This window comes from Pseudomonas sp. DR 5-09, from assembly GCF_001655595.1.
Taxonomy (GTDB): Bacteria; Pseudomonadota; Gammaproteobacteria; order Pseudomonadales; family Pseudomonadaceae; genus Aquipseudomonas; species Aquipseudomonas pharyngis.
This window is the reverse complement of sequence record NZ_CP011566.1, coordinates 6372139-6392494: the sequence shown is the minus strand read 5'-3', so window position 1 is coordinate 6392494 and position 20356 is coordinate 6372139. Positions and strand designations below refer to the sequence as shown.

Genomic DNA, 20356 nt, shown 5'->3' with positions numbered 1-20356 from the left:
GCCTACTCCTTGGCGACGCGCTTCATGTCCGCATCCATCATCATGCGAATCAGGGTGTCGAGGTCGGTCCTGGGTTTCCAGCCGAGCACGCGCTGGGCCTTGGCCGGGTTGCCGAGCAGCACTTCGACTTCCGCCGGGCGGAAAAACGCCGGGTCGATCTTCACGTAATCCCGGTAGTTCAGGCCGACGTGATCGAAGGCGATGCGGCACATCTCGCGCACGGTGGTGGTGACGCCGGTGGCGACCACGAAATCGTCGGGCTTGTCCTGTTGCAGCATAAGCCACATGGCCTCGACGTAATCACCGGCAAAGCCCCAGTCGCGCTTGGCGTCGATGTTGCCCAGGGCCAGCTCCTGCTGTTTGCCCTGTTTGATCCGGGCGGCGGCGGCGGTGACCTTGCGGGTCACGAACTCGATGCCGCGCAGGGGCGATTCATGGTTGAACAGGATGCCGCTGCTGGCGTGCAGGTTGAAGCTTTCGCGGTAGTTGACGGTGATCCAGTGGCCATAGAGTTTGGCCACGCCGTAAGGGCTGCGTGGGTAGAACGGGGTGTTCTCGTCCTGTTGCTCGGCCTGGATCAGACCGAACATTTCGCTGGTGGACGCCTGATAGAAACGCGTGTGCGGGCTGAACTGCCGGATCGCTTCGAGCAGGTGGGTCACGCCCAGGCCATCGACGATGCCGGTCGTCACCGGTTGGTCCCAGGAGGCCGCGACGAAGCTCTGGGCTGCCAGGTTATACACCTCGTCCGGCGCCGACTTGATCACCGCGCGCTGCACCGAGCAGGCATCGGCCATGTCGCCATCCAGGTAGACGATGTCCGCTTCGACGCCCATCTCCCGCAGGCGCCAGCGTGAATCGCTGCTGCGCCGTGCGACAAGGCCGTGAACCTTGTAACCCTTGTCGAGCAGCAGCTTGGCCAGATACGCGCCGTCCTGGCCGGTGATCCCGGTGATCAATGCACTTTTTGTCATTCTTGTTGTACTCGCTTCTCCCAGTCGGACAGGATCGCCCGCAGGGATTGTTGTGTAGTGATTTGCGGCGTCCATCCTGTGGTCCGGGCCAGCCGTTGGTGGCTGCCGCAGACGCGACGCTGATCCGCGCGGCGCATGCGTGCCGGATCCTGAACCAGTTGCAGCTTGACCTGGGCCAGGTCGCCCATCTGTTCGATGAGGCTGCGGATGCTTTGCTCATGACCTGAGCAAATGTTGTAGACCTGTCCCGGCGTGCCTTTTTCCAGCAGCGCAAAATAGGCCGAGACCACGTCGCCGACGTCGAGGAAATCGCGGGTGACATCGATATCGCCGACTTCCAGTTGCGGCGCTTGCAGCCCCTGCTTGATGCGGTTGATCTGCCGCGCGGCGCTGGCGATGACGAAGCTTTCTTTCTGCCCGGTGCCGATGTGGTTGAACGGGCGCGCCACCAGCACCGGCCAGCCTTCGCTGAGGCCCCATTGCAGGCTGAGGAATTCGGCCGACAGCTTGCTGACCGCATAAGGATTGCGCGGGCAGGGTGGTTGTTGTTCGGTGATCGGCAGCGCGGGTTCTTCGACCTGGCCGTAGACATCGCCCGAGCTGACATACAGGAACGTGCCCTTGAAGCCGCGGGCCTTGAGGGCCTGCAACAGGTTCAGGGTGCCGAGCAGGTTGATGTCGAAGGTACGTGCCGGATCGCGGAACGCTTCAGGGACAAAGGTCTGGCCGGCCAGATGAATGACCGCATCGGGCAGTTGCGGCCACAGGTCGATGAGGCTGTCCGGTTTTGTCAGGTCATAGGCAGAGGCGGCAGGCAGCAGTTGCCACGACGCGTCTTCCCCTTGCAGACGTGACTGGATGTGTTGTCCTACGAACCCACTGAGGCCCGTGATGAACAGACTTTTTTTCAAACAGCGACCCCTTGGTCTTTAACTTTCACCTCTTCCCACAGGCTTTAAGGGAATGTCTGTCAGACCCCTGAAAAAACCGGGCAGAACGGCAGGTGAAGTCATTGTTGTAGTTGTTTGGCTGCCAATCTGTGCCAATTGCGCAGCAATTTCAACAGGGCAAATCGTGACCGGTCAGTTCTCGTCAGAGTAGTCGGTTTTTTCTCGCCGGGCGGTTCCCGAATGCGCGGCGGATGTGTTTAGAATGCCTCTCGTCGCGATCCCCGGCGGCTGCTCGCAAGGATCGTGCGACAGGGTAAAACCGACCATTAAAACAAGAACAGAGACGTGCCCGATGATGCAGGACGAACCGCGCTGATGCCGGTTCGATCCGACGCTCGGCCGTCATAGCGTGAAGCTGCCGGGATGGCGGTTGCACCGTGGGATGCCATGAATTTCATTCTCTACTCGGACGTCAACGACCGCTCCATCAGCCAGAGTCTTGGGCGTCCCGAATACAGCTACTACTTTGTGCTCAAGGCCTATCGCCCGGTGCTGGAAAGCCTGGGGCGAGTGCATGTGGTGTCCACCAGCGCCGAGGTTGATCCACTCTACCGACAACTGCTCGCCGCCGGTGAAAGCAGCGTTTTCCTGTCCTTCACGCCGCCACAAAATACCCCGACCGATCTTGAATGCCCGACGATCTGCGTGATCGCATGGGAGTTCGACTCGATCCCCGATGAGTCATGGGACGATGATCCGCGCCACGACTGGACGCAGATGCTCGCCCGACAGGGACGGGTCATCACGCTGTCGAGCCACACCGCCCGCGCGATTCGCCGCGCCATGGGCGAGGACTTTCCGGTACTCGTGCTGCCGACGCCCTTGTGGGAAAACTTCGCCGCCATTCGTGAGCAGCATGTCAGTGCGCCGATCAATCCCGGCGCGACCCTGGCCATCAAGGGCTGCATTTTCGACAGTCGCACGCTGGCGTTATCTGCCGACGATCTGTTGCCCAAGCCGCTGACCGCCGAACAACTGGCTGAAATCGAGGCGCTACGCCCGCCACCGCTGACGTTCAAACGCCGCCTGGTCATTGCCCGCCATTATCTGCGTCTGTGGAGGCTGGGGGCGGGTGAAGAACGGGTGAAGTTCCTGCATCACTGGTACTGGGAAGGTGTGCAGGATCTGCTGTCGGATCGCACACACGCCTGGCTCGAGAAACGCCTGCCGGCCATTGCCGCTCCGCATGCGGTGGCCGTGGCCAAGCCACCGCCGCTGGATCTGCCGGACACGTCCTCGGTGGTCGAGACCACGGTGGAAGGCGTGATCTACGTGACGGTGTTCAACCCCAGGGACGGCCGCAAGAACTGGCATCATCTGGTTACCGCCTTCTGCTGGGCCTTTCGCGAAACGCCTGACGCGACACTTGTGCTGAAGATCACGCAGAACGATCTGGCGTCCTACTACAGCGAACTGATGACCCTGCTCGCACAACTGACACCGTTCGCCTGCCGGGTGCTGGTAATGCACGGTTATCTGGACGACGCGCAATACGCGCGGCTCTACCAGGCGGCCAGTTTTTACGTCAACGCTTCACGCTGCGAAGGCCTGTGCCTGCCGTTGATGGAGTTCATGTCCAGCGGCAAACCGGTGATCGCCCCGGATCACACGGCCATGGAAGACTACATCGACGACACCGTGGCCTTCGTCGTGCAGTCCAGCGAAGAGCTGACGATCTGGCCCCAGGACACCCGCATCATCTACCGCACCCTGCGCTATCGGCCGGACTGGGCTTCGCTCAAAAGCGCCTATGAGAACAGCTACCGGATGGCCAAGGCGCAGCCGCAGGATTACGCGCGCATGTCTGCCGCCGCTGTCGAACGCATGCACGACTACTGCGCGTTCGCCCCGGTGCAGCGGCGCATGGCGGATTTTTTCGGCGTCGTGCCGCTGGCTGCCGATGCCGCCCCCGTGACGGACAACGCCTCATGCTGATCATCATTCACTCGGAAACCAACCAGCACACCATCGCGCAGAACCTGGGGCGTTCGGAGTACAGCTATTACTTCGTGCTCAAGGAATACCGGCCGGTGCTCGAACGCCTTGGTCGTGTGTTGGAGGTCGTCGACCCGGCGCGCGAAGTCGATGCGCTGTATCTGGAATGCCTGGCCCGTGGCGAGCCGTGCGTGTTCCTCTCGTTCTCGCCGCCGCACCGCACGCCGATCCACCTGGCGTGTCCGACGCTGCCGGTGTTCGCCTGGGAATTCAGCACCATCCCCAACGAACCCTTCGACAACGAGCCGCGCAATGACTGGCGCACGGTGCTCCGGGCCTGCGGCGCGGCGATCACCCATTCCACCTACACGGTCAACGCGGTGCGCGAGGCCATGGGCGCCGATTACCCGATTGTCGCGGTGCCCGCGCCGGTGTGGGATCGCTTTGCAGCCCGGGGCTCGCAGCTTCAGGGGCAGCCCTCGACAGGGCCGGTGCGCCTGACGATCAAAGGGCTGGTCGCCGACAGTCGTCAGCTCGATCTCGACGCGTTCGGCCCGAAACACCTGCGCCGTGGCAAGGGCATCGATTTCCAGGCGCCGGCGCGCGAGCAGGAGCTGCTGCTGGACGGTGTCGTCTACACATCGGTGTTCAATCCCGGTGACGGACGCAAGAACTGGGAAGACATGCTCAGCGCATTCTGCGTGACGTTTCGCGAGGTCGAAGACGCGACGCTGGTGCTCAAGCTCACGCACCACGATGCCGAAGAAGCGCTCGGCGACATTCTTCATCACCTGTACAAAAACCAGTCCTACCGCTGCCGCATCGTGCTGATTTATGGCTACCTCGCGGATGCCGACTACGAGCGTCTCGTGCAGGCCACCCGTTACGTGGTGAACACTTCCTACGGCGAGGGCCAGTGCCTGCCGCTGATGGAATTCATGTCCTGCGGCAAGCCGGCCGTGGCGCCGCGGACCACGGCGATGATCGATTATCTGAGCACCGACAACGCGTTCCTGGTCGAGTCCACCGATGAACTCACCGCCTGGCCTCACGATCCGCGCAAGGCGTTCCGCACGTTGCGCTACATGACCAACTGGGCGTCGGTCTGTGTGGCCTATCGCGACAGCTATGAGGTGGCGAAGAACGATCCCGGGCGCTATGCGCAGATGTCGGCGCAGGCCGTTGCCAGCCTGCAGGCGTTCTGCAGTCAGGCGGTGGCCGAGCAGCGGTTGCGTGATTTTCTCGCTCAGGTACACGAGCACCTTGGTGCCGCTGCAACGGAAGCCGCGGGCACATGATCCGCGCATTGCTGAAGCGTTTGCGTCCGGTTGCGCACCCGGCGCCGGTATCCGTGCCTGAACCGGTTGCCGCGGGCGTGTCGCCCAGGGAGGTGGGTCTGCATGACGCCATGCTCGACGGCTGGTTTCACGGCGACAGTGGTGAGTTGCTCAAGGGATTTGTCATTGACGCGGACGACACCCTGCTCGACGTGGGGTGTGGCGAGGGCGTGGCAACATTGTTCGCCGTGCGCCAGGGCGCCTCGGTGATCTTCACCGACAGCGAGCACGACAAGGTGCGCGACCTCGCCCGACAAGTCGAAGCGCAGAGCCGCAAGGCCAGTCTCGGTCTGGTCAGCAACAGCCTGCCATTGCCGCTGAGCGACGGCTGTGCGAGCAAGGTCGTGTGCATGGAAGTGCTGGAACACATCGATCATCCCGAGCCGTTCATGGCCGAGCTGGTACGCATGGGCCGTCCCGGTGCGCTGTACCTGCTCAGTGTGCCGGCGCCGGTGGGCGAGCATTTGCAGCAGGGCATTGCCCCGGCGGGTTATTACCAGTCACCCAATCATGTGCAGATCTTCACCCCGGAGCGCTTCGCGGCATTGGTTGAGGATGCCGGTCTGGTGATTGAGCATCGTCAGGCCACGGGATTTTTCTGGGTCATGGGCATGATCTTTTTCTGGGCCAGCGAACGGGCTGCAGGACGTGACCTGGGCGGTGCCGTGCGCGACCGGATCCAGGCGCCGTATCCACCGTTGATGGAGAGTTGGGCCAGAACCTGGCAGGACTTGCTGGCGCAGCCCGATGGATTGGCGATCAAGCAGATGCTCGACCGGTTCATGCCCAAGAGTCAGGTGATCATCGCCCGCAAACCGCTCGATGCAGGAACTGTGTCATGAGCGGCAAGCGGATCATGGACATTGAAGTGCTGCGCGCTGTCGCGGTACTCGGCGTGCTGTTTCATCACTTGCAGGGCAGCCTGTTCACCGACCCGGTGCCGCTGCTTGAAAGGATCCATACCTGGGCGCAGCCATGGTGGGGCGTTGACCTGTTTTTTGCGATCTCGGGGTTTGTCATTGCCCGCAGCCTGATCCCGGCGCTGCGCGGTTGCAGCAATCGCCAGGAATACTGGGAGCAGACGCGCAATTTCTGGCTGCGTCGGGCGTTTCGTCTGTTGCCCTCGGCCTGGCTGTGGCTGGCGTTGATGCTGCTGGCGTGCGTGTTTCTGAATCGATCAGGCGCGTTCGGGACGTGGTCCGCCAACGTCCAGGCCACGTTGGCCGGGGTACTGCAGTACGCCAACTTCCGCTTTGCCGATGCGTTCTTTCATTACGAATACGGCAGCAGTTTCGTCTACTGGAGCCTGGCGCTGGAGGAGCAGTTCTACCTGTTGTTCCCGCTTGTGATCATGCTGTGCCGCAAGTATCTGGTGTGGGCATTGCTGGCGCTGGTGGCGGTGCAATTGTTCACGGTGCGCACGCCGCTGTTGATGGTGATTCGTACCGATGCGCTGGCGCTGGGTGTGCTGTTGGCCATGTGGAGCGTGCAGCCGGGTTATCGCCGTTGGGAGCCGGTATTCCTGCGGCGGCCATGGGCCGGAGTGTTCGCGCTGATCGGCCTCGGAGCGCTGCTGAGCTTCATGGCCACCGACCGTTTCACCTTCGCCGGTTACCGCATCGGGTCGATCGCCGTGCTCAGCGCCGTGCTGGTGTGGATTGCTTCGTACGACCGCGATTACCTGCTGCCGGCCGGCAGGCTGCAACGACTGATGGCCTGGATCGGCAGCCGCTCCTACGGCATTTATCTGATTCACATCCCGGCCTATCAACTGGAGCGAGAACTGATCTTTCGTTTGCAGGGCGCCGGCCTACCGAGCCCGGCGGGACATCCGATCCTGACACTGCTGATTGCCGGTGGCCTGATCGTGCTGCTCAGCGAACTCAATTACCGCTTGATCGAAATGCCCATGCGCAATCGAGGCGCCACGCTGGTGAAACGCCTCGCCACTTCGCGAACCGTCGTCTCGTCCCCTGGAGCCACCTCATGCTGAGCCTTCTGAAGAAACTCACGGCGGCTCCGGCCCCCGCACAAGCTGTCGCACCGGTCGCCGACAAGGTCGACCCTTACATGCTCGGCCTGCACGACGCGATGCTCAGCGGCTGGTTCAACCAGCAAACCGGTGAGCTGTTCAAGGGTTTCCCGGTGACCGCCGACGACACCCTGCTGGACGTTGGCTGTGGCGACGGTGGCAACGTGCATTTCTGCGGCATGCGCGGGGCGAAGATCATCATTGCCGACATCGACGGCGCCAAGGTCGAAGCGACTCGCCAGCGCCTGAGCGATACGCCGGCGCGTGGCGTCGAATGCCATGTGACCGACTGCAATCCGCTGCCGATCGCCGATGGAACGGCCACTCGCGTGGTGTCCACTGAAGTCATCGAGCACGTCGACGACCCGGCGCAGTTCCTTGCCGAACTGGTGCGCGTCGGTCAGTCGGGCGCGCTGTATTTGCTGAGCGTGCCGCACCCCAGCTCCGAAGACCTGCAAAAAGACATCGCCGCGCCGGAGTATTTCCAGAAGCCCAACCACATTCGCATCATCAGCGAAGAGCAGTTCAAGGCGATGGTCAGCGAGGCGGGACTCGAGATCATCAGCCATAGCCAGTACGGCTTTTACTGGTCGATGTGGATGATGCTGTTCTGGGAAGCGAAGGTCGAGTTCAGCAACCCGGATCATCCGCTGCTCAACCATTGGGCCGAGACCTGGCAAGCGGTGCTCGACTCGCCACGCGGCGCGCAGATCAAGCAGGCGCTGGATGCGGTGGTGGCGAAAAGTCAGGTCATCATTGCCCGCAAGCCCTGAACGCTTTTGTGTAACCTTGCAGCCTGATGTCTCAGGGATCTGCAAGGTATGCGTTTTATCATCGGGTGGTCCGCCCTGGTGGCTGTGTTGTTGCTGTGTGCTTGTGAGCGACAGGACGCAGTGCCACTCGATCAGCAACTTTACGTCTGGCAACGGCAATGGACGCCGGCCCATGAGCTTGCCCTGAATGACAGTCGCAACGACTTTTCGACGTTGCGGGTCTTGGCGTTGCAGGCGTTCCCGAATGCCGGATGGAGTCGGGCACGCGTCGATTCTGCGTTGCTGAGACGCGATGCCCGGCCGTTGATCGCGGTGATTCGCCTCGACGGCCAGCTCAAGGCGCTCGACCCGCAAGCGGTCACGGCGCAGATCCTCCAAGTGCTCGCTGACTGGCAAGGTCAGGGACTTACCCTGGCCGGGATCGAGATCGACCATGACGCCGGCAATGCCCGCCTGCCTGCTTACATCGGATTCCTTGCTCACTTGCGTACGGCATTGCCGGCCAATCTGCCCCTGAGCATCACTGCGTTACCTGCCTGGCTCGACAGTCCGCAATTGCCGGCGTTGCTGGCGACCGTCGACAGCAGTGTGTTGCAGGTGCATGCCGTCAGCGATCCGCGTCGCGGTCTGTTCGACTCCGAACAGGCGCAGCGCTGGGCCAAGGCCTGGGGGCGAGTGACCGACAAACCGTTTTATCTGGCGCTGCCGGCCTATGGTGTAGCGCTGTTGGCGGATGTCGATGGCGCTCCGGTGGTGGAAAGCGAAGTACCGCTCGAACGGGGTGGCCAGCGCCGCGAATTGCTTGCCGATCCACAACAACTGGGCCGGCTGGCAAATGAGTTACGCGAGGATCGCCCGGCGCATCTGGCCGGTCTGATCTGGTTTCGGCTGCCATTGGCCAACGACCGCAGGGCCTGGAGCCTGAGCACGCTGCGTGCGGTCGCCCGAGGCGATGCGTTGAGCAGCCAGCTCGGCGTGGTGTTTACCGAACAGAATGGCCTGCAAGACATTGCCCTGCGTAACGTCGGTAACCTCGACAGCGCCTGGCCCGCCCGCATCACCATCCAGGCCCGGGGCTGCGAAGGGGCTGACGCGCTCGCCGGTTATGCGTTGCAACAGACGGCGGATCTGCTTACCTTCACCCGCCTGCGCGACGGCCGATTGCCGGCAGGCGGGCAGCGTGCGATCGGTTGGGCACGTTGCGCAAATATTGATCAAGGAGGTTCGCATGTTGACCCGTAACTGGCCCCGCCATCTGCTTTGCCTGAGCCTCAGCCTGCCGCTGGGCTCGGCGCTGGCCTGTGGCCCGGACTTCGCGATGCGCCTGCTCGACGATCGCGGGCAATCGCTGGCGCAAATGCCGGAGGGCAACTTCAGGTTCGAGATCAGTCGCCTCGGCAAAACCATCGCCGGGCTGAAGAACGTCACCGCCGCCACCCACAATCCGGATGACATCTACGCCGAGGCGCCAGAACCCGCCGAGGTGCGCGACAAGGCCGAGCAGATCGGCCTGACCCCTGAACAGCAAGCGCTGGTCAAACACCTGCGCAGCCTGACCGATGCGCGTCAGGTCGACGTGCAGGGTGCGAGCCTGCCGGCGGAACTGCGTCTGTATGTGGCGGGCGCGGTGGCGTTCGGCGCCGGTGACCATCAACTGGCGGTCGAGTATTTCCGCCAGTTGCTGGCGCTGCCGGCCGATCAGCGGGCGTTACGCAGCACCTGGGCTGCCTATTCTCTGGGCCGGGCGTACTTTGCCATGAGCAGCGAAGCGGGCGATGCGCTTGAAGCCTGGGAAAACGCTATCGACGCGTTCCGCCAGACGCGGCAACTGAGCATCGACGGCTTCAGCGATCCGCTGGAACTGGGCGTGGCCAGCCTTGGCGAAGAGGCGCGGGCGTTGCGCATGGCGGGTGACTGGAACAACGCCATCAAGCTCTATGCCGCGCAAAACCTGCACGGCTCGAACGTCGGTTACACCTCGCTGAAGCAGTTGATGAACGAACTGGCCGAGGAGCCCGAAGATCGGCTGGCGAAATTGCTGCGCCGCGAAGCGGTGCAGCAACTGGTGACCGCCTCGCTGATCAGCCGGATCGGCTGGTCGTTCGGCGATGAGCCACCGAACGAGAAGAAACTGGTCAAAGCGCTGCAAGCAAGCACCCGCGGCAGCCTCGATAATGCTGATCGTCTGGCGGCGATGAATTATCAACAGGGCGATTACGCCAGCGCCAAGGCATTCCTCGAACACGCTGGCGACAGCGGTCTGGCGTGGTGGCTGCGGGCAAAACTGGCGGTGCGCGATGGCGACAGGAACGCGGCGGCTGCGGCCTATGCGAAAGCTGCGCAAGCGTTCCCGCAGGAGGAGTCCTGGGGCGAGCGGCGTACCGCCGACTGGAATCTCGAAACCGTGCAGCCCAAATGCCGGGTCGAGGGCGAGAGCGCGATCCTTGCGCTGCAACGTGGCGAGTACCTGCAGGCCTTCGACCAGTTGTATCGCAGCCAGCACCTTTACTGGTTCGACGCTGCGACCGTGGCTGAGCGAGTGCTGACGGTCGAGGAGCTGAAAAACTATGTCGATACCAACGTGCCGGCACCGCCCGCGCTGAGCCAGCAGGATCGCGACAATTACGTGCCGCTGCCGGTGGCCGCCAGCCTGCGCAATCTGCTGGGGCGGCGGTTGTTGCGTGAGGGGCACTACGAAGAAGCGGTCGGTTATTTCGACAATGCCGATTTGCAGAACAAGGCCCGGCTCTATGGCGAGCAACGCCTGAAGGCCGACTCAGCGTGGTGGCCGACCAAACGTGCCAGCGCACTGTTCAATGCTGCGTGGACAGCCCGTGAGTGGGGCATGGACATCCTGGGCTACGAAATGGCCCCGGATTACGCGACCTTCGGCGGCAACTACAGCCTGGAAAACACCGAGCTGAAAGTCGGGCCGCTGGTCAGCGAGGCCGAAGTGCGACGTCAGAAGGCCAGTGAAGCGCAGCCGGATGAGCGTTATCACTATCGTTTTGTCGCCACGGCGCTGGCCAGCCGTGCGGCAGACAATCTGCCGCACACCAGCCAGGCGTTCGCCGCTGTGTTGTGCTCGGCGGCGGGCTGGAACAGCAGCCTGGAAGAGCAGAGTGCGTTGTACAAACGCTATGTCGATGAAGGGCCGTACGTCCCGTGGGCCGTGGATTTCGGCCATCAATGCCCTTATCCGGATTTTGAAAACGCTGACAAGCGCTACGTCACTCAGGTGACCGATTCGGTGCGTTCGACACTGCGGCCGTACAAGTGGCCGGTGCAGATCGGAGCGATCGTGGCCTTCAGCGCTGTGGCGTTGCTGCTGATCACCCGCCGCCAGCGCAAGGCCCGCAAAGCCTAAGCCTGCTGGACGAACGTCAGGCGCACGGCAAAGCCGATCAACAGGCTGCCGAACAGCCACTGTTGCACTCGCTGGGCCGTCGGGCTGTGTTTCAGCCAGCGGCCCAGCGCGGCGCCGGTCAGGGCGTAGGCGCTGTCGAACAGCAGACCTGTGCCCACCAGCATCGCACCGAGCACGGCGAACTGGGTCAGCACCGGTGCGCCATTCGCGACGATGAATTGCGGCAGCAGCACCGAGCAGAACAGTAACGCTTTCGGGTTGAGCAGGTTGGTCAGCAGGCCGCGGCGGATGGCTGCATACCACTGCGCATGACTGTCCGTCACGGTGCCGGCGTCCAGATCCGGCAACAGCGTGGTGCGCAGGCATTGAATGCCGATCCACAGCAAATACGCCGCCCCGGCGATCCGCACAGCATCGAACGTCCACGGTGCCGCCTTGAACAGCGCCGCCAGCCCCAGCGCCGCGAGCGCTACATGACAGCCTCGGGCGATGGCCAGACCAACCGCCGTGGCCAGCGCTGCGCCGCGTCCCTGACGGGCACCGGTCTGCAACAGCAGGATCATGTCCGGGCCGGGCAACAGAAAGACCACTGCCAGCGCCAGGAAAAACAGCCAGAGACTCGCCATGTTGCACCCCTTTCGTTGTCGATTCGGTCGCCTCAGTCTAGGGCCGAAGGGCAGGGCAGGTGGTTGCGTAGTCAGCTTATAAAGGCGTTTGAATTGGCATAATCTGCGCTCTTTCACCGCGAAAACCATCAGGATCTGCCAACCATGAAACTGGATGCCTTCGACCGCAAGATTCTTGCCGCACTGCAACGGGACGGACGCCTGAGCAACGTACAACTGGCCGACGAAATCGGCCTGTCGGCATCGCCGTGCCTGCGCCGGGTGCGGATGCTCGAAGAGGCCGGGGTGATTCGCGGATATCAGGCCAATCTGGACCGTGATGAAGTGGGGTTGGGGCTGACGGTGTTTGTCGGGGTCAAGGTCGAGCGCCACAACGACGAACAGGCCGAGGCATTCCACCGGGCGGTGACCGCATTGCCGGAGGTGATTTCAGCGTTTCTGGTGTCCGGGGAATCGGACTTTCTGCTGCAAGTGGTGGTGCCGGATCTGCGCGCCTACGACCGCTTTCTCACCGGTTGCCTGTTGAAGCTGCCGGGGGTGAGCGATATCCGCAGCAATTTTGCGATCCACACGGTGAAAACGCCCGGCGCATTGCCGCTGGGGCATCTGCCGTCCTGATACTTCCCGCATTGCGCGGGAAGTATTCGCACAGTGCTTACATCTGCGTCGCCATCCCTTCGACATTCATTGCCGCCTGACGCAACGCTTCGGAGCGGGTTGGATGCGGGTGACAGGTCAGCGCGATGTCTTCGGCCGAGGCGCTGAATTCCATGGCCACGCAGAACTCGCCGATCATTTCGCTGACGCTCGGGCCGACCAGGTGCACGCCGAGGACTTCGTCCGTGCGTTCATCGGCGATGACTTTGGCAAAGCCTTCGGTCTCGTGATTGATCTTCGCCCGGCTGTTGGCGGTGAACGGGAATTTGCCGACCTTGTACGCCCGGCCTTCGGCCTTCAACTGCTCTTCGGTCTTGCCGACGCTGGCCAGCTCCGGCCGGGTGTAGATCACGTTTGGAATCAGCTCGTAATTGACCTCACCGGCCTTGCCGACGATCTGCTCGATGCAGGCCATGGCTTCGTCTTCAGCCTTGTGCGCGAGCATCGGCCCCGAGGTCACGTCACCGATCACCCACACACCGGGCGCTTCGGTGCGATGCTGTTTGTTGGCGAGCATGCCGCGTTTGTCGGTGCTCAGGCCGACGTTTTCCAGGCCCAGGCCCTGGGTGTACGGGCGACGACCAATGGCCACCAGCACGTAATCGGCCTCGAGGATTTCCGCGCTGCCGCCAGCGGCGGGTTCGACGCTGAGCTGTACGCCAGTGGCCGAGGAGGTGGCGCTGGTCACTTTCGAGCTCAGCTTGAAGCTGATGCCTTGTTTGCTCAGCGAGCGTTGCAGGGTCTTGCCGGCTTCGCCGTCGACACCGGGGCAGATGCGGTCGAGGTATTCCACCACCGTCACCTGCGCGCCAAGCCGGCGCCAGACCGAGCCGAGTTCGAGGCCGATCACGCCCGCACCGATTACCACCAGATGCTTGGGCACTTCGCTCAAGGACAGCGCGCCGGTGGAGTCGAGGATGCGCTTGTTGTCGATCTCCACGCCGGGCAGGGGAGTGGGCTCGGAGCCGGTGGCGATGACGATGTCCTTGGCCGTCAGCTCGATCCGGCTGCCCTGATCGCCGGTCACGCTGACTTTTCCGGGGCCGTCGATATGGCCCCAGCCCTTGATCCAGTCGACCTTGTTCTTGCGAAACAGGAATTCGATGCCTTTGGTCAGGCCGCTCACGCTTTCGTCTTTCTGTTTCATCATTTGCGCAAGGTTGAGCGTGGGTTTGACCTCGATACCGAGGTTGGCGAACTCCGTTCCCAGCGCCGCTTCGTACAGCTCGGACGCATGCAAAAGCGCCTTGGACGGCATGCAGCCGACGTTCAGGCAGGTGCCACCCAACGTGGCGCGACCCTCGACGCACGCGGCCTTGAGGCCCAGCTGGCCGGCGCGGATCGCTGCGTTATAACCGCCGGGACCACCGCCCAGAATCACCACGTCATAGTTGCTCATGCTCTTACTCCTGGCTGAAGGATGCGGATCGGTAAAAGTAGTTCGTGCTAAAAATTACGAACGTAATATGTGCGTTTCCAGACATTTCGGTCAAGGCTTCAGGCAAGCGACAGGTTGCCCATCTTTGAATGATGCAAATGAGTACAAATATTTCACGACTTTCGTTATATCGTAACGATATGTGCAGTGAGCCAAAGAGTTTGGGGGGATATGCAAGTCGATCTGGATGAAGGCACGCCGGTGACCGGGTTGCCGCGCTTTCAGCAAGCGGCGACGCAGGGCCGGCGCTTGCGTCGCCTGGCGATCGGTCTGGGCGCGTTGGCCGGGGCAGGGTGGGTGCTGGCATTTTTTGTCGGGCTGTTTGCGCCGCAATCGCTGTGGCCCGCGCTGCTGGTCAATCAAAGCGCGGCGCTGCTGGTGCTGGTGGCGGGGCTGCAATCGGCGTGGTGGGTGACGCAATGGCGGGCGCGGGTGATCAATCCCGTGGTGCCGGTGACGGTTGCTGAAGAACCTGCGCCGGACGGCTGGTACGAGCGGCTGCTGGATCGGATGAGCCAGCGCAGTCTGCATCTGCTCGGGCAGATCGGCGCGTCCACGTTGTGGCTCGGCGGGTGGTCGTTGCTGGTGCTGCTGAGCCTCGAGCAGACGTGGAATCTGACGCTGCCTGCGGCGGGTGTGGGGTTGTCCGCCACGGTCGGTGCGGCCATCGCGTTGCTTTTGGCGTTCGGTCTGCTGGTACTGGAGCGGCAACTGGCGCAGGAAAACCCGGCGCAATGGCCCGAGGCCGGAGCGCTGGCGCAACTGACACGCGTGGCAATCATCAGTCTGGTGCTGGGCGCGTTGTGCCTGTTGTTCGCCAGTGACAGTGCAATCTGGCCTGTGCGTCTGGCGGTATTGATCGGCATTTTGCCGGGGCTGGTTGCCCTAGAGTTGCTGTTGCGTGCGCTGCTGTCGCTGTTCAGCCCGCGCCGCGAACAACTCGAACCGGTGCTGCTGGCCCGCAGTTTTGTCGCTGATCTGCTGCGTTGGCCGCCACAACCGTTGCTCGCATTGCAGCATGAATTGCACAACCGCTTCGGCATCGATCTGCGCCAGATCTGGGCCTTCAGTTACATGCGCCGCGCGTTCTTGCCGGTGTTGGTACTGGTGGCAGCGGTAGGCTGGTTGCTCACCGGCCTTCACGAAATTCCGATGCAAAGCCGTGGGATTTACGAGCGTTTCGGCAAACCGGTGCAGGTGTTCGGGCCGGGGCTGCATGCGGGTTTGCCCTGGCCCTTGGGGCGTGTACTGAATGTTGAAAACGGCGTGGTCCATGAATTGGCGACCAGCGTCGGCGAGAACCCGGCGCCCGTGCAGTTGGACCCGGCAGAAGGCCCGGCGCCACTCACCGCCAACCGTTTGTGGGATGCCAGCCACGTCAATGACAAGTCACAGGTGATCGCCAGCAGCCGTGGCGATCAGCAGAGCTTTCAGATCGTCAACATGGACGTGCGCTTCGTCTATCGCATCGGCCTGAGCGATCAAGCCGCACTGGCCGCCACCTACAACAGCGCCGATGTGCCGACGCTGATCCGCAGCACCGCCAGCCGGATTCTGGTGCATGACTTTGCCTCGCGTACCCTCGACGGATTGCTTGGTGAGGACAGGATCGGGCTCGCCGAAGAAATCGGCCGTGCCGTGCAAAGCGATCTGCAGAAACTCGACAGCGGCGTGGAAATTCTCGCCACGGTGGTCGAAGCGATACACCCGCCCGCCGGGGCGGCCAATGCCTATCACAGCGTGCAAGCGGCGCAGATCGGCGCTCAGGCGTTGATCTCCCGCGAGCGCGGTGCCGCTGCCGAAGCGAGTAACCAGGCGCAGTTGCAGGCCAGCCTCGCTCGGGATCAGGCCAGTGCCAACGCCCATGAAATCAATGCCACCGCCCGGGCGGCGGATCTGAAATTCAGCGCCGAACAAAAAGCCTACGCCAGCGCCGGCCAAGCCTTCGTGCTGGAGCAATACCTCAGCCAACTCAGCCAGGGTTTGAGCAAAGCCAAACTGTTGGTACTCGACCATCGCCTGGGCGGCAGCAGTAACGCACCGACCATCGACCTGCGTACGTTCACGCTGCCGGCAGATCCGGCGCGCACCACCGCTCAGCCAGGAGCCACCCATTGAGCCAGTCGCACACTCACGATCACCATGACCACAGCGGCCACGATCATGCTCATGGCGGCGGTCATCACCATCACGGGCATCATCACCATCACCACGGTGCGCCGGAAGAGGCGGGGCCTTTTCCGTGGAAACGCATGGGCTGTGCAGCGTTGCTGGTGGCGTTCGCCATCGCGGCGGCGAGTCTGGTGCAAGTGCGTTCCGGTGAAGCCACGGTCATCACCCGTTTCGGCAATCCGTCCCGCGTGCTACTGGAACCGGGGCTGAGTTGGCGCTGGCCGGCACCGTTCGAAGCGGCGATTCCGGTGGATCTGCGTTTGCGCACGACCTCCAGCGGCTTGCAGGATGTCGGCACCCGCGACGGTTTGCGCATCATCGTTCAGGCGTACGTGGCTTGGCAGGTGCAGGGCGATCCCGACAACGTGCAGCGTTTCATGCGCGCTGTGCAGAACCAGCCGGACGAAGCGGCGCGGCAGATTCGCACGTTTGTCGGCTCGGCACTGGAAACCACGGCCAGCAGTTTCGATCTGGCCAATCTGGTGAATACCGATGCCAGCCAGGTACGCATCGCCGATTTTGAAGCGCAGCTGCGCCAGCAAATCGATCAGCAGCTGCTCGCCACTTACGGCGTGCGGGTGGTGCAGGTGGGTATCGAACGGCTGACATTGCCATCGGTGACCCTCACTGCAACGGTTGACCGGATGCGTGCCGAGCGTGAAACCATCGCCACCGAGCGCACGGCCATCGGCAAGCGAGAGGCAGCGCAAATTCGCTCCGCCGCCGAACGCGATGCGCGAATCGTGCAAGCCGATGCCACGGTGAAAGCTGCCGATATCGAAGCCCAATCGCGGGTAGAAGCGGCGCAGATTTATGGGCGCGCTTACGCCGGCTCACCGCAGCTGTACAACTTGCTGCGCTCGCTGGACACCCTTGGCACCATCGTTTCGCCAGATACCAAACTGATCCTGCGCACCGACGCCGCGCCGTTCCGGGTGTTGGTCGACGGTCCGCCGAATCTCGACAACAAAAGCGGATCGCAGCCATGAATGAAGTTCCACGTGGAACACATTCGCTGAACAGTCCGTGGATTCAAGCGGGACGTCTGGCGTTTTTCGCTCTGTATGCGGTAACCGTGCTCGCGGCATTGGCTTGGGCATTTTCCAATGTCCGGCAGATTGATCCGCAAAATCGCGCGGTGGTTTTGCATTTCGGAGCGCTGGATCGCATTCAGAATGCCGGGTTGTTATTGGCCTGGCCGCAGCCGTTTGAACAGGTGGTTTTGTTGCCGGCGGCGGATCGGGTGATCGAGCGCAGAGTGGAAAACTTGCTGCGCAGCGATCAGGCCCTGCAGGCGGATCGCGTGGCAACCTTCGCCACGCCGCTGAGTGATGCGCTGGCCGGTTCCGGTTATCTGCTCACCGGTGATGCGGGTGTGGTGCAGCTGGATGTGCGGGTGTTCTACAAGGTCACGGATCCCTATGACTTCGTACTGCAGGGCGAACATGTGCTACCGGCGCTGGATCGATTGGTGACGCGCAGCGCGGTGGCGCTGACGGCCGCGCGGGACTTGGACACGATTCTGGTGGCGCGGCCGGAGTTGATCGGCGCTGACAATCAGGCGGCCGAACGTCGCGAACGGTTGCGCGGTGATCTGGTGCAAGGCATCAACCGACGTCTCGCCGAGTTGAAGGCGAGCGGTCAGGGCATCGGCATCGAAGTGGCGCGGGTCGATGTGCAATCGAGCCTGCCGGAGCCGGCAGTGAGCGCGTTTAACGCGGTCCTCACCGCCAGCCAGCAAGCCGACAAAGCGGTCGCCAATGCCCGCACCGAAGCCGAGAAACTCACCCAGTCCGCCAACGAGCAAGCCGACCGCACGCTGCAAGTCGCCCACGCCCAGGCCGGTGAGCGCCTGGCCAAAGCCTCCGCCGACACGGCGACGGTATTGAGCCTGGCCAAGGCGCAACAGCAGGGCACGGACCCGCAAATGCTCTTGCGTCTGTACCGCGAGCGGATGCCGAAGATTCTCGGTCAGGCCGGTTCGGTCACCACGGTCGATCCGAAAGACGATTCACGCCTGATCATTCAGGGAGCCAGTAAATGACTGCCACCACCACCGCACCGAGCCTGTTGTCCTCGGCCGAACAACGCCGCGCCGCGCGCCAGTTGACCTTGGCGATGCTCGCCCTCGGCTTGCTCGGTCTGGGGCTGATCTGGCGCTGGTTGATGCCGGAACAGACGGGCGTCAGTCAGTTGCTGCTCGGATTTGCTTCTTTGTTAGTCGCGGTGCCGGTAATGCGTTCGGCCTGGTTCAGCCTGCGTTATCCGAGCCTGCACGGCATCACCGACCAGTTGATCGCCCTGGCGATGATCGGGGCCTGGGCCACGGGCGATCTGCTCACGGCGGCGCTGTTGCCGATCATCATGATCTTCGGCCACGTGCTGGAAGAACGCAGTGTGATCGGTTCCCAGGAAGCGATTCATGCCCTCGGCCAATTGACCCGCAGCCACGCGCGCAAGGTGCAGGCGGACGGCTCGATCATCGAAGTCGACAACGGCACGCTCAAGGCCGGCGACAAAGTCGAAGTGCGCGCCGGGGATCGAGTGCCGGCGGACGGTCGGGTTTTGTCCGGCCAGGCCAGCCTCGACACAGCGTCGATCACCGGTGAGTCGGTGCCGGTGGAAGCGGGTGCCGGCATGGCGGTATTCGGCGGCGCGATCAACCTCGACGGGCTGCTGCGAATCGAAGTGACCCGTACCGGGGATGAATCCACCCTCGGCAAGGTCATCGCGCTGATGCAGAACGCCGAACGCTCCAAGCCACCGATCACCCGGTTGCTCGAACGTTATGCCGGCAGCTACATGGTGCTGGTGTTGCTGCTCGCGGCGGTGACCTGGTTTATCACCAACGATGCGCAGGCGATGCTCGCGGTGCTGGTGGCGGCATGCCCATGCGCGCTGGTGTTGTCGGCGCCGGCCACGGCGATTGCCGGGGTGGCGGTGGCGGCGCGGCACGGGATTCTGATCCGCAGTTCGGCGTTCCTTGAGGAGCTGGCCGATCTCACTTCGCTGGTGGTCGACAAGACCGGCACCCTGACGTACGGCACGCTGCGCTTGCAGTCGATCAACAGCCCGCGAGCAGATCACGGGTCGGTGATGGCGCTGGCTGCAAGCCTGGGTGCGGCTAGCAGCCATCCGGTCAGCCGCGCGCTGGCCGGACTGGTCAGCGCAGAAGAGGCGCTGGTGCTGACCGATATTCATGAGCGGCAGGGGCTGGGCGTAGTGGCCAAAACCGCGCAAGGCGAGGCCGCACTCGGGCGTCCGGAGCTGTTTGCGCAGTTGGGCATCCCGACCACCGCCATCCCCGACCACGATGGCCCGATTGCCGGGTTGGCATTGAACGGAGAATTCCTTGCCTGGCTGTTGTTGGCCGACACGGTCAAACCGGAAGCACGATTTGCGCTGAGTGAACTGCGTGACCTCGGGCTGGGGCGGCAACTGCTGTTGACCGGCGACCGGCAAAGCGTCGCGCAGACACTGGCCAAGGATGTCGGCCTGCACGAAGTCGAAGCCCAGGCGTTGCCCGAAGACAAACTCAATCGAGTGCTCAAGGAAATCGACAACGGCTTCCGGCCGATGGTGGTCGGCGACGGGATCAACGATTCGTTGGCGCTGAAGGCGGGTGTCGTGGGTGTGGCGATGGGCGCGGGCGGCGCGGATATTGCGCTGGCATCCGCCGATATCGTGCTGATCGGCAGCGACCTGCGTCGGCTCGGCACCTGTGTGCGCCTGAGCCGCCAGTGCCGACGGACCTTACAGGTGAACGTGATCATCGGCCTGGGCTGGACGCTAGCCATCGTGGTTTTCGCCGCCTTCGGCTGGCTCGGTGCGGCGGGGGCGATGATCGCCGCGTTGCTGCACAACCTGAGCACGCTGTTGGTGCTGGGCAACGCCGGACGCCTGCTGCGATTTCAGGAGCCACTGCTGAAGCTGAAAGCGCCGGACTGATCAATTTTCGAACTGTGCGCCGGTCTCGCAGTCATTTGAGAAGGCGCACTGAACCAGGGATGACAGCGCGGTGGCAGCCTCTGTGGCTGATAGTCAGCGACTATCAAATCGATAGCCTGCTAATTTTCAAGGATGGTCTACCCTCAG

At 62.9% G+C, this 20356-nt stretch carries 16 protein-coding genes; 12 read left to right on the top strand and 4 right to left on the bottom strand.

Annotation, left to right across the window (positions count from 1 at the left end; translation table 11 throughout):
- Positions 1–2 precede the first annotated feature (2 nt).
- Positions 3–974 (bottom strand): GDP-mannose 4,6-dehydratase, encoded by a 972-nt coding sequence (gene gmd / locus PDR5_RS28835; protein WP_064600606.1) that lies wholly within the window; start codon positions 972–974, stop codon positions 3–5.
- Positions 971–1885 carry a GDP-mannose 4,6-dehydratase gene (locus tag PDR5_RS28830; protein WP_064600604.1) on the bottom strand — a complete coding sequence of 305 codons (915 nt, stop codon included), beginning with the start codon at positions 1883–1885 and terminating at the stop codon, positions 971–973. Before PDR5_RS28830 ends, gmd begins: the two co-directional genes overlap by 4 nt.
- Before the next feature lie 426 nt (positions 1886–2311).
- Between PDR5_RS28830 and PDR5_RS28825 the strand changes: the two genes are divergently transcribed.
- From PDR5_RS28825 to PDR5_RS28795, 7 genes are read left to right on the top strand one after another with little or no spacing between them, the layout of a single operon-like run.
- Positions 2312–3859, top strand: coding sequence for a glycosyltransferase (locus tag PDR5_RS28825; protein WP_237233768.1), 1548 nt, complete (start codon positions 2312–2314; stop codon positions 3857–3859).
- On the top strand, positions 3853–5157 hold the full coding sequence (locus tag PDR5_RS28820) for a glycosyltransferase (protein ID WP_064600600.1): 1305 nt from the start codon (positions 3853–3855) through the stop codon (positions 5155–5157). The genes PDR5_RS28825 and PDR5_RS28820 overlap by 7 nt, the downstream gene beginning before the upstream one ends.
- The gene (locus PDR5_RS28815) at positions 5154–6038 is read left to right on the top strand and encodes a class I SAM-dependent methyltransferase (protein ID WP_064600598.1); all 885 of its coding nucleotides are present in this window, start codon (positions 5154–5156) and stop codon (positions 6036–6038) included. The genes PDR5_RS28820 and PDR5_RS28815 overlap by 4 nt, the downstream gene beginning before the upstream one ends.
- Positions 6035–7189: an acyltransferase family protein gene (locus tag PDR5_RS28810; RefSeq protein WP_064600596.1), complete on the top strand. Its 1155-nt coding sequence runs from the start codon at positions 6035–6037 to the stop codon at positions 7187–7189. The genes PDR5_RS28815 and PDR5_RS28810 overlap by 4 nt, the downstream gene beginning before the upstream one ends.
- Positions 7183–8001: a class I SAM-dependent methyltransferase gene (locus PDR5_RS28805; protein ID WP_064600594.1), complete on the top strand. Its 819-nt coding sequence runs from the start codon at positions 7183–7185 to the stop codon at positions 7999–8001. The genes PDR5_RS28810 and PDR5_RS28805 overlap by 7 nt, the downstream gene beginning before the upstream one ends.
- A 48-nt stretch (positions 8002–8049) precedes the next feature.
- A complete protein-coding gene (locus tag PDR5_RS28800) occupies positions 8050–9243 on the top strand; it encodes a DUF3142 domain-containing protein (RefSeq protein ID WP_064600592.1) in 1194 nt (397 codons plus the stop codon).
- On the top strand, positions 9230–11368 hold the full coding sequence (locus tag PDR5_RS28795; protein WP_064600590.1) for a hypothetical protein: 2139 nt from the start codon (positions 9230–9232) through the stop codon (positions 11366–11368). The genes PDR5_RS28800 and PDR5_RS28795 overlap by 14 nt, the downstream gene beginning before the upstream one ends.
- On the opposite strand, the gene PDR5_RS28790 is transcribed toward PDR5_RS28795, so the two are convergent.
- Positions 11365–11994 (bottom strand): LysE family translocator, encoded by a 630-nt coding sequence (locus PDR5_RS28790; protein WP_064600588.1) that lies wholly within the window; start codon positions 11992–11994, stop codon positions 11365–11367. The two genes, PDR5_RS28795 and PDR5_RS28790, sit on opposite strands and share 4 nt — an antisense overlap.
- 144 nt (positions 11995–12138) lie before the next feature.
- Between PDR5_RS28790 and PDR5_RS28785 the strand changes: the two genes are divergently transcribed.
- Complete coding sequence (locus PDR5_RS28785) at positions 12139–12612, top strand: Lrp/AsnC family transcriptional regulator (protein WP_007954205.1); 474 nt, start codon at positions 12139–12141, stop codon at positions 12610–12612.
- Between the two features lie 37 nt (positions 12613–12649).
- Here PDR5_RS28785 and lpdA read toward each other — a convergent pair whose 3' ends face one another.
- Positions 12650–14050 carry a dihydrolipoyl dehydrogenase gene (lpdA, locus tag PDR5_RS28780; RefSeq protein ID WP_064600586.1) on the bottom strand — a complete coding sequence of 467 codons (1401 nt, stop codon included), beginning with the start codon at positions 14048–14050 and terminating at the stop codon, positions 12650–12652.
- A 210-nt stretch (positions 14051–14260) separates the two neighbouring features.
- On the opposite strand from lpdA, the gene hflK (PDR5_RS28775) reads away from it, so the two are divergent.
- Genes hflK (PDR5_RS28775) through PDR5_RS28760 form a run of 4 tightly spaced genes read left to right on the top strand, consistent with a single transcriptional unit; the run spans position 14261 to position 20209 of the window.
- Complete coding sequence (gene hflK, locus PDR5_RS28775; RefSeq protein WP_064600583.1) at positions 14261–16207, top strand: protease modulator HflK; 1947 nt, start codon at positions 14261–14263, stop codon at positions 16205–16207.
- Positions 16204–17250: a protease modulator HflC gene (gene hflC / locus PDR5_RS28770; RefSeq protein ID WP_064600581.1), complete on the top strand. Its 1047-nt coding sequence runs from the start codon at positions 16204–16206 to the stop codon at positions 17248–17250. The genes hflK (PDR5_RS28775) and hflC overlap by 4 nt, the downstream gene beginning before the upstream one ends.
- On the top strand, positions 17247–18305 hold the full coding sequence (gene hflK / locus PDR5_RS28765) for a protease modulator HflK (protein ID WP_064600576.1): 1059 nt from the start codon (positions 17247–17249) through the stop codon (positions 18303–18305). Before hflC ends, hflK (PDR5_RS28765) begins: the two co-directional genes overlap by 4 nt.
- Positions 18302–20209, top strand: a complete 1908-nt coding sequence (locus PDR5_RS28760) for a heavy metal translocating P-type ATPase (protein WP_064600574.1) — start codon at positions 18302–18304, stop codon at positions 20207–20209. The genes hflK (PDR5_RS28765) and PDR5_RS28760 overlap by 4 nt, the downstream gene beginning before the upstream one ends.
- The last annotated feature ends 147 nt before the right edge of the window (positions 20210–20356 follow it).

Excerpts from the sequence above, each read along its gene's own strand:
- PDR5_RS28795 (WP_064600590.1), top strand. The coding sequence starts at position 9,230 with ATGTTGACCCGTAACTGGCCCCGCCATCTGCTTTGCCTGAGCCTCAGC.
- hflK (WP_064600576.1), top strand. The coding sequence starts at position 17,247 with ATGAATGAAGTTCCACGTGGAACACATTCGCTGAACAGTCCGTGGATT.
- lpdA (WP_064600586.1), bottom strand. The coding sequence starts at position 14,050 with ATGAGCAACTATGACGTGGTGATTCTGGGCGGTGGTCCCGGCGGTTAT.
- PDR5_RS28810 (WP_064600596.1), top strand. The coding sequence starts at position 6,035 with ATGAGCGGCAAGCGGATCATGGACATTGAAGTGCTGCGCGCTGTCGCG.
- PDR5_RS28790 (WP_064600588.1), bottom strand. The coding sequence starts at position 11,994 with ATGGCGAGTCTCTGGCTGTTTTTCCTGGCGCTGGCAGTGGTCTTTCTG.
- hflK (WP_064600583.1), top strand. The coding sequence starts at position 14,261 with ATGCAAGTCGATCTGGATGAAGGCACGCCGGTGACCGGGTTGCCGCGC.
- PDR5_RS28760 (WP_064600574.1), top strand. The coding sequence starts at position 18,302 with ATGACTGCCACCACCACCGCACCGAGCCTGTTGTCCTCGGCCGAACAA.
- gmd (WP_064600606.1), bottom strand. The coding sequence starts at position 974 with ATGACAAAAAGTGCATTGATCACCGGGATCACCGGCCAGGACGGCGCG.
- PDR5_RS28800 (WP_064600592.1), top strand. The coding sequence starts at position 8,050 with ATGCGTTTTATCATCGGGTGGTCCGCCCTGGTGGCTGTGTTGTTGCTG.
- PDR5_RS28785 (WP_007954205.1), top strand. The coding sequence starts at position 12,139 with ATGAAACTGGATGCCTTCGACCGCAAGATTCTTGCCGCACTGCAACGG.
- PDR5_RS28825 (WP_237233768.1), top strand. The coding sequence starts at position 2,312 with ATGAATTTCATTCTCTACTCGGACGTCAACGACCGCTCCATCAGCCAG.
- PDR5_RS28820 (WP_064600600.1), top strand. The coding sequence starts at position 3,853 with ATGCTGATCATCATTCACTCGGAAACCAACCAGCACACCATCGCGCAG.
- PDR5_RS28815 (WP_064600598.1), top strand. The coding sequence starts at position 5,154 with ATGATCCGCGCATTGCTGAAGCGTTTGCGTCCGGTTGCGCACCCGGCG.
- PDR5_RS28805 (WP_064600594.1), top strand. The coding sequence starts at position 7,183 with ATGCTGAGCCTTCTGAAGAAACTCACGGCGGCTCCGGCCCCCGCACAA.